15 protein-coding genes are annotated in these 13,304 nt (G+C 72.2%); 10 read left to right on the top strand and 5 right to left on the bottom strand.

Annotated elements, in window-relative coordinates:
- Window positions 1-38: 38 nt before the first annotated feature.
- On the top strand, window positions 39-1,775 hold the full coding sequence (locus tag ACIRQF_RS22640; protein ID WP_404094429.1) for a glycosyl hydrolase family 28-related protein: 1,737 nt from the start codon (window positions 39-41) through the stop codon (window positions 1,773-1,775).
- Here ACIRQF_RS22640 and ACIRQF_RS22635 read toward each other — a convergent pair.
- Window positions 1,762-3,042: an MDR family MFS transporter gene (locus tag ACIRQF_RS22635; protein ID WP_404094426.1), complete on the bottom strand. Its 1,281-nt coding sequence runs from the start codon at window positions 3,040-3,042 to the stop codon at window positions 1,762-1,764. The two genes, ACIRQF_RS22640 and ACIRQF_RS22635, sit on opposite strands and share 14 nt — an antisense overlap.
- A 126-nt stretch (window positions 3,043-3,168) precedes the next feature.
- Between ACIRQF_RS22635 and ACIRQF_RS22630 the strand changes: the two genes are divergently transcribed.
- The 3 genes from ACIRQF_RS22630 (at window position 3,169) to ACIRQF_RS22620 (ending at window position 5,264) form a co-directional block, all read left to right on the top strand.
- Complete coding sequence (locus tag ACIRQF_RS22630; protein ID WP_376632755.1) at window positions 3,169-3,927, top strand: phosphoglyceromutase; 759 nt, start codon at window positions 3,169-3,171, stop codon at window positions 3,925-3,927.
- A 207-nt stretch (window positions 3,928-4,134) separates the two neighbouring features.
- A complete protein-coding gene (locus tag ACIRQF_RS22625) occupies window positions 4,135-4,794 on the top strand; it encodes a hypothetical protein (RefSeq protein WP_404094424.1) in 660 nt (219 codons plus the stop codon).
- 116 nt (window positions 4,795-4,910) lie between these two features.
- Window positions 4,911-5,264, top strand: a complete 354-nt coding sequence (locus ACIRQF_RS22620) for a hypothetical protein (RefSeq protein WP_404094421.1) — start codon at window positions 4,911-4,913, stop codon at window positions 5,262-5,264.
- Here ACIRQF_RS22620 and ACIRQF_RS22615 read toward each other — a convergent pair.
- Window positions 5,254-5,856, bottom strand: a complete 603-nt coding sequence (locus ACIRQF_RS22615; protein ID WP_404094418.1) for a GNAT family N-acetyltransferase — start codon at window positions 5,854-5,856, stop codon at window positions 5,254-5,256. The genes ACIRQF_RS22620 and ACIRQF_RS22615 overlap by 11 nt on opposite strands.
- A gap of 112 nt (window positions 5,857-5,968) precedes the next feature.
- Here ACIRQF_RS22615 and ACIRQF_RS22610 point away from each other — a divergent pair, with 112 nt between their 5' ends.
- Complete coding sequence (locus ACIRQF_RS22610; RefSeq protein WP_382479368.1) at window positions 5,969-6,439, top strand: GNAT family N-acetyltransferase; 471 nt, start codon at window positions 5,969-5,971, stop codon at window positions 6,437-6,439.
- Between the two features lie 258 nt (window positions 6,440-6,697).
- Here ACIRQF_RS22610 and ACIRQF_RS22605 read toward each other — a convergent pair whose 3' ends face one another.
- Complete coding sequence (locus ACIRQF_RS22605; RefSeq protein ID WP_376632766.1) at window positions 6,698-6,856, bottom strand: hypothetical protein; 159 nt, start codon at window positions 6,854-6,856, stop codon at window positions 6,698-6,700.
- A gap of 104 nt (window positions 6,857-6,960) precedes the next feature.
- Window positions 6,961-7,641 (bottom strand): phosphate signaling complex protein PhoU, encoded by a 681-nt coding sequence (phoU, locus tag ACIRQF_RS22600; RefSeq protein WP_376632768.1) that lies wholly within the window; start codon window positions 7,639-7,641, stop codon window positions 6,961-6,963.
- Between the two features lie 298 nt (window positions 7,642-7,939).
- Between phoU and ACIRQF_RS22595 the strand changes: the two genes are divergently transcribed.
- The gene (locus tag ACIRQF_RS22595; RefSeq protein ID WP_376632770.1) at window positions 7,940-9,172 is read left to right on the top strand and encodes a sensor histidine kinase; all 1,233 of its coding nucleotides are present in this window, start codon (window positions 7,940-7,942) and stop codon (window positions 9,170-9,172) included.
- A complete protein-coding gene (locus ACIRQF_RS22590; RefSeq protein ID WP_015035162.1) occupies window positions 9,169-9,849 on the top strand; it encodes a response regulator transcription factor in 681 nt (226 codons plus the stop codon). Before ACIRQF_RS22595 ends, ACIRQF_RS22590 begins: the two co-directional genes overlap by 4 nt.
- Before the next feature lie 204 nt (window positions 9,850-10,053).
- On the opposite strand, the gene ACIRQF_RS22585 is transcribed toward ACIRQF_RS22590, so the two are convergent.
- Entirely contained in the window at window positions 10,054-10,698 is a 645-nt protein-coding gene (locus tag ACIRQF_RS22585; protein ID WP_404094414.1) for a DUF461 domain-containing protein, read from the bottom strand.
- A gap of 576 nt (window positions 10,699-11,274) precedes the next feature.
- On the opposite strand from ACIRQF_RS22585, the gene ACIRQF_RS22580 reads away from it, so the two are divergent.
- The 3 genes from ACIRQF_RS22580 to ispF all read left to right on the top strand — a co-directional run bounded on the left by ACIRQF_RS22580 (window position 11,275) and on the right by ispF (window position 13,269).
- Entirely contained in the window at window positions 11,275-11,757 is a 483-nt protein-coding gene (locus tag ACIRQF_RS22580; RefSeq protein ID WP_003953493.1) for a CarD family transcriptional regulator, read from the top strand.
- Between the two features lie 260 nt (window positions 11,758-12,017).
- Window positions 12,018-12,767 carry a 2-C-methyl-D-erythritol 4-phosphate cytidylyltransferase gene (ispD, locus tag ACIRQF_RS22575; RefSeq protein ID WP_376632774.1) on the top strand — a complete coding sequence of 250 codons (750 nt, stop codon included), beginning with the start codon at window positions 12,018-12,020 and terminating at the stop codon, window positions 12,765-12,767.
- On the top strand, window positions 12,757-13,269 hold the full coding sequence (gene ispF, locus ACIRQF_RS22570) for a 2-C-methyl-D-erythritol 2,4-cyclodiphosphate synthase (protein WP_389751108.1): 513 nt from the start codon (window positions 12,757-12,759) through the stop codon (window positions 13,267-13,269). The genes ispD and ispF overlap by 11 nt, the downstream gene beginning before the upstream one ends.
- Window positions 13,270-13,304: the final 35 nt, after the last annotated feature.

The raw sequence follows: 13,304 nt of genomic DNA, 5'->3' as shown, positions 1-13,304 counted from the left end.
ATCTGAACACCGTTCATATACGTGAAGGGCTCAGGTTCATGGCACTCGGCAGGCTCAGCAGAAGGACGTTCGTCGGCGGCGCGGCGGCCGTCGTGGCCGCGGCCACGACCACGGGCTTCACCCCCGGCCCGACCCCGGCCCGCGTCCCGCCCCGCACGACCGACCCGACCCCCGGGCGCACCCCCGCCCCTCTCCCGGACTCCCCCGGGGAACCCCGGACCTCCCTCTGGGAGGAGTACACCGCCGCCCCCCGCACCCACCCCCAGATTCCCTACGTGGGCTCCGCCGGCGCCCACGGCGGAGCCGCCCGGCTCCCGCGCCCGCCCGTCGTCGAGAACGTCCTGGCCCACGGCGCCACCCCCGACGGCTCCGCCGACTCCGCCCCCGCGATCAACCGCGCGCTCGCGGCGGCGGGGGAGCGGGGCGGCGGCACCGTGCTCGTGCCGCCCGGCACGTACCGGATCGACGGCTACCTGCACATCGGTGACAGCGGCGTCGTGCTGCGCGGCGCGGGCTCCGCCCGGACGGTCCTGCGCGCCACCCGGAGCCTCACCGAGCTCATCGGCCCCTACGGGTCCCGCTACGGCGGCGACAAGTCCGCCTGGTCCTGGGCGGGCGGCCTGATCTGGCTCTCCCCGCGGGCCCGGCACGCCTCCCTCGTCGCCGCGATCCGGGAACGGGCCTGGCCCTTCGAGGGCTGGACCGGCAACCGGCGCGACGGGTGGACCACCCTGACCGCCGTCCGCCCGGCCCGGCGCGGCGACCGCACGCTCACCGTCACCGACCCGTCCCGGCTGCACCGCGGACAGCTCGTGCTCCTCCGGCTCGCCGACGACGCCGACCACACCCTCCTGGAGCACATGGCGGGCGACGGACCCGGCCCCGAGGCGTACACCTGGGACGACAAGACCAAGCTGACCTCGTACGTCCCCTACGAGTGGCCCGTGCGGATCACCCGGATCGACGGCGCGCGCGTCCACCTCGAACGCCCCCTGCCCCTCGACGCACGCCCCGCGTGGGACCCCCGGCTCGTCTCGGGGGCCGAGGCCCTGACCGGCTCCGGGGTCACCGGGCTGACCCTGCAGGCGCCGCTGCTCGGCCAGTCCCCGCACCTGCTCGACCGCGGCTACAACGGCGTCACCTTCCAGTGCGCGTACGACTGCTGGGCCGAGGACGTCGTCGTCCGCGACGTCGACAACGGGTTCGGGCTCGTCGCCGCCTCCGCCTGCACCCTGCGCCGCACCCGCGTCGAGGGGCGCGGCGCGCACCACCCGTACTTCTGCCGGGAGGGCTCGCACGACAACCTGGTCGAGGACTTCCGCATCGCCGCCCGCACCGTGCCCGCCCCGGCCGGCACCCAGCTGCACGGCATCAACGTGGAGGGCCTGTCCAGCCACAACGTGTGGTCGCGCGGGGTCATGGAGACCGGCACCTTCGACACCCACCGCGGGATGCCCTTCGCCAACGTCCGCACCGAGATCACCGTCCGCAACGACGGACGCCACGGCGGCGACGCCTCCGCGGGCCCGCTCTACGGAGCCCGCTTCACCCACTGGAACGTCACGGTGACCAACGGCCGGGCGGGACTCGTGCGGCTGGACACGGTGGCTCCCTACAGCGCGACCGCCGGGATCAGCGAGGTCCGGGAGTTCGACCAGATCGACGTGCCGGACTTCGCGGGCGACCTCCACACACGCCTGGAGGCGTACGGCGCGCCCGACGCCGTACGCCCCCGGAATCTGTACGAGGCGCAGAAGGCCTTCAGGAGGTGCTGACGGCCTCCGCCTTGTCCTCGGGCTCCTTGACGACCGGGACGTCCGCCTCGGCGCCGGCGAGGGCGGTCCGCAGCCGGGTCTGGTAGCCGAGGGCGGCCACGGCGCCGACGACGGCGCAGGCGATCCACAGGACGTCCGGGCCGGGGCCGTCGACGATCCAGCCGGCCAGGATCGGCGCGACGAAACCGGCGACAGCCCAGGACATCCCCATCACGCCCTGGTAGCGGCCGCGGGCGTGCTCCGGGGCGAGACGGGCGGTGGCGGCGGCGTTGGTGGGGACGTGGACCATCTCGCCGATCGTCCAGACGACGACGGTCGCGCCGAAGGCGAGCGAGCTGCCGGCCAGCGCGGTGGCGCCGGTGCCGAGGGCGAAGAGGAGGGAGGAGACGGTCAGCAGGAGGACCGGCGAGCGCTTGTCGGTGACCTTGTTGACGAGCAGCTGGAAGCCGACGATGACGACGCCGTTGACGGCGATGACGGCACCGTACGCGGAGGGTTCGAGGCCCTCGGTGGCCATGGTCAGCGGCAGGCCGATCCAGGGCGCGGTGAAGACCAGGCAGACGAGCAGGTTGAGCAGCACCAGGGTCCGGAAGGGCGCGTCGCGCAGCACGGTCAGGACGCTGACCCGGTCCTCGGCGAGCGCCTCGCCGGTGGCCGCGTCGACCTTGGCCTCCGGCCGGGTCTCCGGCAGGCGGAGGAAGACGATCAGGGCGCACAGCACGGTGGCGGCGGCGTCGACGAGGAAGAGGGTGCGGTAGCCGAGGACGATGGCGACACCGCCGCCGATGGCGGCGATGGCGAAGCCGAGGTTGAGCGCCCAGTAGTTGAGGGCGTAGGCGCGGCGCACGTCGTGCTCGGGGACGAGGTCGGCGATGCTGGCGTTGATGGAGGGCCGCACGCCCTGCATGGCGATGCCCATGAGGAGGACGACGACGGCGACGCCCCAGGGATCGGTGACGACCGCGAGCAGGGCCGAGCAGACGGCGGCCGCGAGGTGCATGCTGACCATCGTGGGGCGGCGGCCCCAGCGGTCGGTGAGCATGCCGCCGAGCGGCGAGCCCGCCACACCGCCGAGCCCGTGGAGGGCGACGACGAGGCCGGCGAACCAGGCGGAGTGCCCGAGCTCCTGGGTGAGGTAGAGGGAGAGGAAGGTCAGGACGAAGGCGCCGGTCCGGTTCACCAGGGTCGACAGCCAGAGCCACCAGAAGCCCCCCGGAAGCCCCGCGACCGTGGTGCGCGCTGATCGTATGAGCGAGTCGATGGACATGTGTGGCCGGCCCCCTGGTGCGTGTAAGTCCCTCATGCGGCGCTCGAAACTTACGCATCTCATACGCCGGACGCCAGCGAATTGACGGTGCGCGTCAATCGTCGGCGGTCGTCTAGGCTCGGACACATGGCCGACGCACCGTACAAGCTGATCCTCCTCCGCCACGGCGAGAGCGAGTGGAACGAGAAGAACCTGTTCACCGGCTGGGTGGACGTCAACCTCACTCCGAAGGGCGAGAAGGAGGCGACGCGCGGCGGTGAGCTGCTCAAGGACGCCGGCCTGCTCCCGGACGTGCTGCACACCTCCCTCCAGAAGCGCGCCATCCGCACGGCGCAGCTCGCCCTGGAGTCCGCCGACCGCCACTGGATCCCGGTGCACCGCTCCTGGCGCCTGAACGAGCGCCACTACGGCGCGCTGCAGGGCAAGGACAAGGCGCAGACGCTCGCCGAGTTCGGCGAGGAGCAGTTCATGCTGTGGCGCCGCTCGTACGACACCCCGCCGCCGGCCCTCTCGGACGACAGCGAGTTCTCGCAGGCCCACGACGCCCGCTACGCGACCATCCCGCCGGAGCTGCGCCCGCAGACCGAGTGCCTCAAGGACGTCGTCCAGCGGATGCTCCCGTACTGGTACGACGCGATCGTCCCGGACCTGCTGGCCGGCCGCACGGTCCTGGTCGCCGCCCACGGCAACAGCCTGCGCGCCCTCGTCAAGCACCTCGACGGCATCTCCGACGCCGACATCGCGGGCCTCAACATCCCGACGGGCATCCCGCTGGCCTACGAGCTCGACGAGAACTTCAAGCCGATCAACCCCGGCGGCACCTACCTCGACCCGGACGCGGCGGCGGCGGCCATCGAGGCCGTGAAGAACCAGGGCAAGAAGTAGTCGCGGACGCCCCGACGACGAGGGCCCCCGCCGGTGATGTCGTGCCGGTGGGGGCCCTCTTCGGTGGTTTACGGCGTTCCTTGTCCCGGGATTGTCGCGGCTTGGCGACAGGCCATGGCCGAATATCGCCCCTTGGCCCGGGTGTTGCTACGTTCCGTACCGGGATGCGGCCCGTGGCGGGCCGCCGTGGCACGGGGGGAGCCCGGAATGAAGGTCATGCGCGTCAGGCGAGGAAGACCCGTCGTCGTCGCGGCCGCGGCGGTCGTGCTGGCGGTCGTGGTCACCGGGTGTCAGAAGGGCGGCGCCACGGACGGGGCGGCCGCCGGGCCGAGCGCCGTGGAAACGGCCACCGCGGCGCCCGCCGGTGACGCGACCGGCAGCGCCGAGCCGTCGCAGGAGCCGACGCCCGTGAAGCCGGTCGTGAAGCCGCGGCCGAAGGCCCCGTCGCAGTACGCCAAGCCGCCGAAGAAGCCGGCGCCCGGCAAGACGGCCACGGGTTGTGTCACCGAGCCGCCCGCCCCCGAGGCCTACGACCCCGACGAGTTCGCGCTCTACCGGATCGAGGAGCTCCCCGCCGACACCGGCAAGGTCAACCTCGTGGTCCAGCACGGCGCGTGGGGCTGCGGTGAGCCGGACACCGACGGCGCGCCGTTCGTCGTCAGCGGTGAGGAGTCCCGCTGGGCGCTCGACCAGGCCGCGTACGTCACGGCCACCGACCCCGTCGTCGCGAGCACCGAGAACCAGCGGATCGGGGTGCAGGAGCTGATCGACTGGGTGCACGCGCACCCGGACTCCGGCCTCGTCTTCCGGTACCAGGTCGGCGACGACGGCGCGATCCACCGGCTGGACCAGGTCTTCATGCCGTGACGGGGCCGGACGGGTGACGGAGAAACCTTCCGGCCGTGGCTCGCCGCACGGTGGGGGCGCGAGGGGCGGTACAGGTGCGGATGACCTTGGTCGTCCCTCACGAAACGAGACCCCTCGTGCGCCTTCGGCACACCCTCGCCGCCACCTGCGGCGCCCTCGCCCTCACCGCCGTCCTGGCCTCGCCCGCCCACGCCGCCACCGGCGACTTCTCCTACAGCGTGGTCGAGGCGAACGGTTCGCCCGTCCACGTCACCCTGCACGACCCCGCCGGCGGCGCGTGCATCACCCTCGCCGAGGCTGCCGACCCGGCCTCCTCCGAGCCGGCGTTCGCCCCGCACAACGACACCGACGAGTACGCGATGGTCTTCACCGAGCCGGACTGCACCGGCGACTCCTGGACCCTCCGCCCTCACGGCCGCCCGGCCTCGGACCGGCTGAAGCTCCGCTCGGTCGTCTTCCTCAGGCCGTAACCGCTCCCGCCTTCCCGACCGGCCGCAGGTCCCGCCGCATCAGCACCTCGTCCCGCAGGTCCCCCGGGGCGAGGCGCAGGGCGCCGGGCCAGCGGCCGGTCTCGTACCAGCCGAGGGCGCCGTAGAAGCCCTCCAGGCCCTCGCCGCCGCGGGCGGCCAGCCGGAGGTGGTCGAGCGCGAGGTCCTCGCGGGCGACGCGGTGCAGTTCGCGCATCAAGGCGGTGCCCAGGCCGTGGCCGCGGAAGTCGGGATGGGTCTGGAGGTGGTGGACCGTGCCCCAGTGGGCGATCAGGGGGTTCGGGTCGTGGCCGAGCACGACCCAGCCGGCGAGCCGCGCACCGACCGTCGCGGTGATCAGACGGTGCCCTTCCGGGGCGAGGCGGGCGGTCAGGGCGTCCACGGCCGGGGCCACCTCCGCCTCCGTGACCGGCGGGAACGGGAAGCCGGCCGCGCCGCCCGCGTTCGTGACCGCGATCCAGCACTCGGTCAGGCGCTCCCGGAGCGCCGGAGTGATCCGCTCGGGGCTCGTCGCGTGGGCCAGCAGCACGGGGTGGGGGAGGGGGAGCGGCGGCGTGGTGGGTGTGGTCGGCATGGACGGCATCCTCTCGTGGGCGCCGGGCGCGCTCCACCGTGGATCTTCGCGCGTGGCCGCCCCCGCGGAATTCGCGCGCGGCCGCCACAGCGGATCGTTTACCGTGCGCGCCATGAGCACGTCCCTGCGCCTTGAGCCGATCACCCCCGCCAACCTCGACGCCGCCCTCGACCTGCGCGTTCATCCTCATCAGGCCGAGAACGTCGCCCCCGTCGTCCGCTCGCTCGCCCTGGCGTACGCGTACGGCGAGACCGCCTGGCCGCGCCTCATCCTCGACGGGGACGAGCCGGTCGGCTTCCTGATGGCCTTCGTCGACATCCAGTGGGACGCGGAGAAGGATCCGGCCGACCGGCGCAGTGGGCTCTGGCGGCTCAACATCAGCGGCGAGCGGCAGGGCAAGGGCTACGGGCGGTTCGCCGTCGACGCCGTGCGCGAGGAGCTGCGGCGGCGCGGGGCGACCGAGATGTACGTCTCCTGGCACACCGGCGAGCACGGGCCCGGCGACTTCTACCGCAGGCTCGGTTTCCGCGAGACCGGCGAACTCGCCGGAGACCAGGTCGTCGGCGTGCTCGACCTCGGCTAGGGCGCCGGTGGGCGCGGGCCCGCCGCGTACGAGACGAACGGGGCGCGGAGCCCCCCGCGTACGAGACGAACGCCCCGCCCCGGGCCCCGCGTAGAAGACGAACGCCCCGCCCCGGGCCCCGCGTACGAGACGAACGCCACCACCCGGGCCCCGCGTACGAGACGAACGCCCCGCCCGGATCCCCGCGTACGAGACGAACGGGGCGCGCGGGCCCCGCCTACGAGACGAACGGGGCCCGCGGCTCAGCCGTGCGGTGTCCTACGACGTGCAGCCGCCGCACTGGCACGGCGCGCCGGACTGGCAGCCGCAGCCGCAGCCCGAGCCGCACCCGCAGGCGCCGAGGACGGGCAGGAACTCCGCGTCGCGCGCGAGCGGGGTCTCCTGCTGGGGGTCGGTGATCGGAGCGGATTCGGCCATGGGGGTCCCTCCCTGAGAGGCGTACCTCGCCTCCCCCCATTGCATGCCCACCGCCCAGGGCGCATCAACGGCGCACTGTTGTGCGAACCGTCGGCGGAAGACGCCTACGCGCCCTCGACCGGCACGTCCGCCGGCTGGAGCTCGTCCGCGTGCTCGCCCGTCACCAGGTACACCACGCGCTTGGCCACCGACACCGCGTGGTCGGCGAAGCGCTCGTAGTAGCGGCCCAGCAGCGTCACGTCCACGGCCGTCTCGATGCCGTGCGACCAGCGGTCGTCCATCAGGTGCTGGAACAGCGTCCGGTGCAGCAGGTCCATCTCGTCGTCGTCCTGCTCCAGCTGGAGCGCCATGTCGACGTCCTTCGTGATGATGACCTCCGCCGCCTTCGCCATCAGGCGCTGCGCCAGCTGCCCCATCTGCAGGATCGTGGCGTGCAGGTCGTTCGGCACCGCGCGGTCCGGGAAGCGCAGCCGGGCCAGCTTCGCCACGTGCTGGGCCAGGTCGCCCGAGCGCTCCAGGTCGGCGCTCATCCGCAGCGAGGTCACCACGATCCGCAGATCCGTCGCCACCGGCTGCTGCCGCGCCAGCAGGGCTATCGCCCGCGCCTCCAGGTCGTGCTGCAGGTCGTCGACCTTCTGGTCCGCGGCGATCACGCTCTCCGCGAGCTTCAGGTCGGCGTCCAGCATGGCCGTCGTGGCGCGCCCGATCGCGGACCCGACCAGGCGGGCCATCTCGACCAGGCCCTCGCCGATCGAGTCAAGTTCCTCGTGGTACGCGTCCCGCATCGATGTCCCTCTCTACGTTCCGGCTCTGGGCGGATTGCTCCGGGCAAGGCTCCGGTCCGGGTTCCGGCGTGGGACCGGTGACTCCCACGCTCCCACGTTCGGCCCCCTACGCGTCCGATTCCACCCCCACACGTGAACCGCCACTTTCTCCCAGGTGAACTCTGGGCAACGCGGGCCATAGGGTCGACCAGGTCAAATGAACCACCCCCGTCCCCTCGGTGAACTCTGAGCGACGAGTGTTCGAGCAGCCACTCGGACGGCTGGGAGAGTGTCCGTCGGCCCGCATAACCTGGATGGCATGGACGTGAACGCGGCGGTCGCCGCATTGGCCGCTATCGCCGGCGTGTGCACCGGCGTGATCGCCATGCTGGCGTTCCGCTGGAGCGAGCGCGACCAGGCGCGACCCACTCGTACCTCCCTGCACACCGACGCCGTGCTCCCGCCGGGCGTCGACACCGTGCTGTCCGTGCTGCGCTCGTCCGCGGTGGTCCTCGACGAGAGCGACTCCGTGGTCAAGGCCAGTTCGGCCGCGTACGCCCTCGGCCTGGTCCGGGGCGGGAAGCTGGCCGTCGAGCCCATGCTCAACATGGCCCGCGACACCCGCCGCGACGGGGAGATACGGCAGGTCGAGCTCGACCTGCCGCGGCGCGGCACCGGACGCGGCGAGGCCCTCGCCGTCTCCGCCCGTGTCGCCCCGCTGGGATCGCGGCTGGTGCTGCTGCTGGTGGAGGACCTGACGGAGGCCCGCCGCATAGAAGCGGTACGGCGTGACTTCGTCGCCAACGTGAGTCATGAGCTCAAGACTCCCGTCGGCGCGCTGTCCCTGCTGTCCGAGGCCGTCATGGACGCCTCGGACGACCCCGAGGCGGTCACCCGTTTCGCGGGCCGGATGCAGATCGAGGCCACCCGCCTCACCAACCTCGTGCAGGAGCTCATCGACCTCTCCCGGGTGCAGAACGACGACCCGCTGGAGGACTCCGAGCCGGTCCGGGTGGACGAGCTGGTCGCCGAGGCGATCGACCGCTCCCGGCACACCGCGTCCACGAAGCAGATCACCATGGCCTCGGGAGGGGCCTCCGACCTCCACGTCTGGGGCAGCCGCGGACAGCTCGCCGCCGCCCTGGGCAACCTCGTCGAGAACGCCGTCAACTACTCGCCGGCCCACACCCGGGTGGGCATCGCCGCCCGCCGGGTGACGGCGCCCGGCGGCGACCTCATCGAGATAGCCGTGACCGACCAGGGCATCGGCATCCCCGACAAGGACAAGGAGCGCGTCTTCGAGCGCTTCTACCGCGTCGACCCCGCCCGCTCCCGTGCCACCGGCGGTACGGGCCTCGGCCTGGCCATCGTGAAGCACGTGGCGGCCTCGCACGGCGGGGAGGTCACGGTGTGGAGCACCGAGGGCCAGGGATCCACCTTCACCCTGCGGCTGCCCGAGGCGGGCGCCGTACGGGACCGCCGGTCCTCCGACTCCGCCTCGACCCCCGATCTCATGACCGAACCGCTCCCCGCCCCGGAGGTCCTTCCGTGACCCGAGTGCTTGTCGTCGAGGATGAGGAATCCTTCAGCGACGCCCTGTCGTACATGCTCCGCAAGGAGGGCTTCGAGGTCGCCGTCGCGGCGACCGGGCCCGACGGCCTCGACGAGTTCGAGCGCAACGGAGCGGATCTCGTCCTCCTCGACCTGATGCTGCCGGGTCTGCCCGGTACGGAGGTGTGCCGTCAGCTGCGCGGCCGCTCCAACGTCCCGGTGATCATGGTGACCGCCAAGGACAGCGAGATCGACAAGGTCGTCGGCCTGGAGATAGGAGCCGACGACTACGTGACGAAGCCCTTCTCCTCGCGGGAGCTGGTCGCCCGCATCCGCGCGGTGCTGCGCCGCCGCGGTGAGCCGGAGGAGGTCACCCCCGCCGCCCTGGAGGCCGGCCCGGTCCGCATGGACGTCGACCGTCACGTGGTCACCGTCGCCGGCGGCAAGGTCGACCTGCCGCTGAAGGAGTTCGACCTGCTGGAGATGCTGCTCCGCAACGCGGGCCGCGTCCTCACCCGCATGCAGCTCATCGACCGCGTCTGGGGCGCGGACTACGTCGGCGACACGAAGACCCTCGACGTCCATGTGAAGCGCCTCCGCGCCAAGATCGAGCCCGACCCGGGCGCGCCGCGGTACCTGGTGACGGTGCGGGGCCTGGGCTACAAGTTCGAGCCGTAGGCCGTAGGCAAGGAGGCCCCGGGCCGGTGAGGCCGGGGGCCGCGAGCGGCCTCCTGCTCGCCGGGCACGGGGACCGCGGGCCTCGGCGGCCGCGCGCTCGTGAGCCGTAGGGCAGGGACGTCGCGAGCCGTACGGCAGGGGTCTCGTGGAGCCGCACGGCATGAAAAAAGGGGCGCCCCTCGGGGCGCCCCTCCTTCGTGTGGCTCAGTGACCGGCCGCGTGGCTGGCCTCGCCCGACGGCGTGGCGGTCCCCGACGGGGTCGCGGTGCCCGACGGGGTCGCGGTGCCCGACGGCGTGGCCGGGGTCGTCGGCAGGGTGGCCGGCGGCTTCGGGAGCTCGGACGGGCCGTACTCCTTGAAGTAGCTCTTCGCCGGGACGACGAAGGCGCTCAGGCCCACGTCGCCGGTCTTGCTCAGCTTGAAGACGACCTTCTGCGCGGCACCGTTGCGGTCCTGGTGCAGGCCGCCCTCGATCGTGGCGGACGCGTTGCCCTGGCCGCCGATGACGACGGAGCCGCCGGCGGGGACGACGATCGGGCCGTTGCCCTCGGCGGCCTTGAGCTTCACGACCCCGACCGTGCCCGGCAGGGTGATCGAGTCGATGGTCTGGCGCGTCCGGCCGTTGTTGAAGACGGTGGCGGAGACGACGGCGGGACCCACCGCGCCCGGTTCGGGCTGGGTGATCACCAGCGCGTTCTGGATCTTGACGTCGTCCACGGTGACGGCGGCGTTGTCCGGGCGGATCTCGAGGGTCTGCGCGTCGTTGCCCGCACCGCAGGCGGACAGGGCGGCGATCGAGATCACGACGGCGGTGGCGGCGAGGGCGCCGCGTCGAAGGCTGCGGCTCACGGCGGCGGCAACTCCTAGGACGTACGGGCAGGCTAGGGAAGGACTAAAGGTGTGTCAGCGGGCTTAGGTTACCGAGCCGCACTCTCCGTCCCGCACCCGACCCGCCCCTCCGCGGCGGCCCGCCACGCGGGCGGCTCCCCGGCCGGGCATCGAGAACTCGCCGTCCTGGCCGGATCACGACCCATTGACACGCCGTTCACATAAGCGTCGTGATCAATTCGGGTGCCGTCCGCGCATTCCGCCGTCCGCGCCATTCGGGAATCTCCGGTGATCAATTCCCGAATCCGCCCGGACGGGTGGTCGATCCTCGAACGGAGTACGTGAAGCAGGTCACTCCGAAACGGTCAAATCAGGACATCCGGCCCCTCGCGCACCCCTCGTGGCAGCTGTAACGTGGGTGTTTCTCTGCGTCCGCGCAGCGGCTCCGACCTGCGAATACCACCTTCCGGAAGTCCTCCGCAGCACGTTCGCGTCGCTGTTGTCAAGCCCCGAGATATGCCCTGACCTGCGAAAACGCCATTCAGAAGAAGCCGTATCCGTGTTACCCTGGATAGCCACGGAAGGGGTACCTGTCACATGACGTTCAAGGTTGGCGACACCGTGGTCTATCCCCATCACGGGGCCGCGCTGATCGAGGCCATCGAAACTCGCCAGATCAAAGGCGTGGACAAGACCTACTTGGTGCTCAAGGTCGCGCAGGGCGACCTGACGGTTCGTGTGCCGGCGGACAACGCGGAGTTCGTCGGTGTTCGCGATGTGGTCGGTCAGGATGGGCTGGACCGGGTCTTCGAGGTGCTGCGCGCACCGTACGCAGAGGAGCCGACGAACTGGTCTCGTCGCTACAAGGCAAATCTGGAAAAGCTCGCCTCGGGCGATGTCATCAAGGTCGCCGAAGTGGTGCGCGACCTGTGGCGTCGTGAGCGCGAGCGTGGACTCTCCGCCGGTGAGAAGCGCATGCTCGCCAAGGCCCGCCAGATCCTGGTGAGCGAGCTGGCCCTCGCGGAGAACACGAACGAGGACAAGGCCGAGGCCCTCCTCGACGAGGTGCTCGCGTCCTGACGCCGGTCGCCTGACGACTGGCAGTACGCCATGCCAAGCACATGCCGCGGTGCCCGCTGACATGCTGTGAATCTCCTTGATTCCACAGCGCCGTCGCCGGGCACTGCGGCATGTTCGTCTCTCTTTTCCGACCCCCTGCCGTTCCTCGCACGGCGACGCCTCGACCGTCGTCACGGAAGGGTCCGGTCGAGGCGTCGCCAGCAGCTTGCTGACGCCATACCCACGTCGCCCGCGGAAACAAACCTGCCGGAGTGCAACCGATGACAGACGAAGCGCGTCCCCCACGAACCGCCGTGGTGATCCCCGCGGCAGGCAGGGGCGTACGCCTCGGCCCCGGCGCCCCCAAGGCGCTGCGCGCGCTGAACGGCACCCCCATGCTCATCCACGCCGTCCGGGCGATGGCCGCCTCCCGCGCGGTCTCCCTCGTCGTCGTGGTCGCCCCCTCCGACGGGGCCGCCGAGGTGAAGAACCTCCTCGACACCCACGCCCTGCCCGAGCGGACCGACTACGTCGTCGTCCCGGGCGGCGACACCCGCCAAGAGTCCGTGCGACTCGGCCTCGAAGCCGTCCCCCGGGACGTCACGACCGTCCTCGTCCACGACGCCGCCCGCCCCCTCGTACCCGTCGACACCGTCGACGCCGTCATCGAGGCCGTACGGGACGGGGCCGTCGCCGTCGTCCCCGCGCTGCCCGTCGCCGACACCGTCAAGGAGGTCGAGCCGGCCGAGCGGCCCGGCGCCCCCGAACAGGTCGTCGCCACCCCCGTCCGCGCCCGCCTCCGCGCCGTACAGACCCCGCAGGGCTTCGACCGCGACACGCTCGTCGACGCCCACGCGACCGTCGCCCTCACCGGCGAGGGCGCCACCGACGACGCCGGCATGGTCGAGAAGCTCGGCGCGCCCGTCGTCGTCGTGCCCGGCCACGAAGAGGCCTTCAAGGTGACCCGCCCCCTCGACCTCGTCCTCGCCGAGGCCGTACTCGCCCGCAGGAGGGCCAACGATGGCTTCTGACAGCCGCCCCCAGCTCCCCGTGCTCCCCCGGACGGGCATCGGCACCGACGTCCACGCCTTCGAGAAGGGGCGCGAACTGTGGTGCGCCGGCCTCCTCTGGGAGGACGAGGAGTACGGACTCGCCGGACACTCCGACGGTGACGTCGCCGCCCACGCCGCCTGCGACGCGCTCTTCTCCGCCGCCGGCATCGGCGACCTCGGCGCCCACTTCGGCACCTCGCGCCCCGAGTGGTCCGGCGCCTCCGGCGTCACCCTCCTCGCCGAGGCCGCCCGCATCGTGCGCGCCGAGGGCTACGAGATCGGCAACATCGCCGTCCAGGTCGTCGGCGTCCGCCCCAAGATCGGCAAGCGCCGCGACGAGGCGCAGAAGGCCCTGAGCGAGGCGGCGGGCGCACCGGTCTCCGTCTCCGGCACCACCACCGACGGGCTCGGACTGACCGGTCGCGCCGAAGGACTGGCCGCGCTCGCGACCGCGCTCGTCCATCCCGTAACGGCTCCTTAGGGGCACAACCCCCCGAAAAAGTCGCCCCGTGACCG

The sequence above is a fragment of the Streptomyces sp. NPDC101191 genome (genome assembly GCF_044767915.1).
Classification (GTDB): Bacteria; Actinomycetota; Actinomycetes; order Streptomycetales; family Streptomycetaceae; genus Streptomyces.
This window is presented reverse-complemented; position numbering and strand designations above follow the sequence as displayed.

Bases quoted from the DNA above. Each gene is read 5' to 3' on its own strand.
- ACIRQF_RS22610 (WP_382479368.1), top strand. From the start codon at position 5,969: ATGAGCACGTCCCTGCGCCTTGAGCCGATCACCCCCGCCAACCTCGAC.
- ispD (WP_376632774.1), top strand. From the start codon at position 12,018: ATGACAGACGAAGCGCGTCCCCCACGAACCGCCGTGGTGATCCCCGCG.
- ispF (WP_389751108.1), top strand. From the start codon at position 12,757: ATGGCTTCTGACAGCCGCCCCCAGCTCCCCGTGCTCCCCCGGACGGGC.
- ACIRQF_RS22640 (WP_404094429.1), top strand. From the start codon at position 39: ATGGCACTCGGCAGGCTCAGCAGAAGGACGTTCGTCGGCGGCGCGGCG.
- ACIRQF_RS22615 (WP_404094418.1), bottom strand. From the start codon at position 5,856: ATGCCGACCACACCCACCACGCCGCCGCTCCCCCTCCCCCACCCCGTG.
- ACIRQF_RS22635 (WP_404094426.1), bottom strand. From the start codon at position 3,042: ATGTCCATCGACTCGCTCATACGATCAGCGCGCACCACGGTCGCGGGG.
- ACIRQF_RS22580 (WP_003953493.1), top strand. From the start codon at position 11,275: ATGACGTTCAAGGTTGGCGACACCGTGGTCTATCCCCATCACGGGGCC.
- ACIRQF_RS22595 (WP_376632770.1), top strand. From the start codon at position 7,940: ATGGACGTGAACGCGGCGGTCGCCGCATTGGCCGCTATCGCCGGCGTG.
- ACIRQF_RS22630 (WP_376632755.1), top strand. From the start codon at position 3,169: ATGGCCGACGCACCGTACAAGCTGATCCTCCTCCGCCACGGCGAGAGC.
- ACIRQF_RS22605 (WP_376632766.1), bottom strand. From the start codon at position 6,856: ATGGCCGAATCCGCTCCGATCACCGACCCCCAGCAGGAGACCCCGCTC.
- ACIRQF_RS22625 (WP_404094424.1), top strand. From the start codon at position 4,135: ATGAAGGTCATGCGCGTCAGGCGAGGAAGACCCGTCGTCGTCGCGGCC.
- phoU (WP_376632768.1), bottom strand. From the start codon at position 7,641: ATGCGGGACGCGTACCACGAGGAACTTGACTCGATCGGCGAGGGCCTG.